General features: G+C 59.9%; 1 protein-coding gene. It reads right to left on the reverse strand.

The annotated features are described in order from the left end of the window. Nucleotides 1-319 precede the first annotated feature (319 nt). On the reverse strand, nucleotides 320-616 hold a 297-nt coding region (locus tag F4V54_RS11125), incomplete at its 5' end, for a resuscitation-promoting factor Rpf1 domain-containing protein (protein WP_150387171.1).

Raw genomic sequence — 616 nt, forward strand, 5'->3', positions numbered from 1 at the left:
GCAGCCGGTATCGCGGAGGACCTGGGCATCAAAGGATGCCAAGGACTCCATCGGGTTGGTTAAACCCGCCACTAGTGCTGCAAAAGGATTCATGCCGGCAACGCTAAACCGAAAACCAAAAACGCGCGAAAAGGGCCTGTGAATAGTTTCTAGCTATCCACAGGCTCCGAGCGCCGAGTCGCGCCTCAAGACACGCAAATAAGCCACATAACGAGCATGAACAGCCCGGTTCCCGACACAATGAAAAAAGTAAAGGCCCGAGCTAAATGCTCGGGCCTTTACCTGGGTCTCTTAGGAGACAGGGCGCTCTTAAGCCGGATTAAAGACGAGCCAGAACAGCGTCAATGAGGTCCTTGTTGGCCAGGTAGAACGCGTTGTAGTCGTGGCGGTTGGCGTTGTAGCTCGCGGTGACATGGGCCGGAACCTTCAAGCCACGTGCACTCAGGGAGCGGGTGATGGTGTTGTACACCGCATCAACCTGGAGCTCGCCACCCTGTGCGGCCGGAGCTGCAGGGGCAGGTGCTGGAGCGGGAGCTGGGGCCGGGTTCACGTTGCGCGGGGTGGGGGCGGAACGCAGGCCAAGACGAGCGGAGCAAGCCGGCCATGCGCCCCAGCC

The sequence above is a fragment of the Corynebacterium tuscaniense genome (assembly GCF_008693065.1).
Taxonomy (GTDB): domain Bacteria; phylum Actinomycetota; class Actinomycetes; order Mycobacteriales; family Mycobacteriaceae; genus Corynebacterium; species Corynebacterium tuscaniense.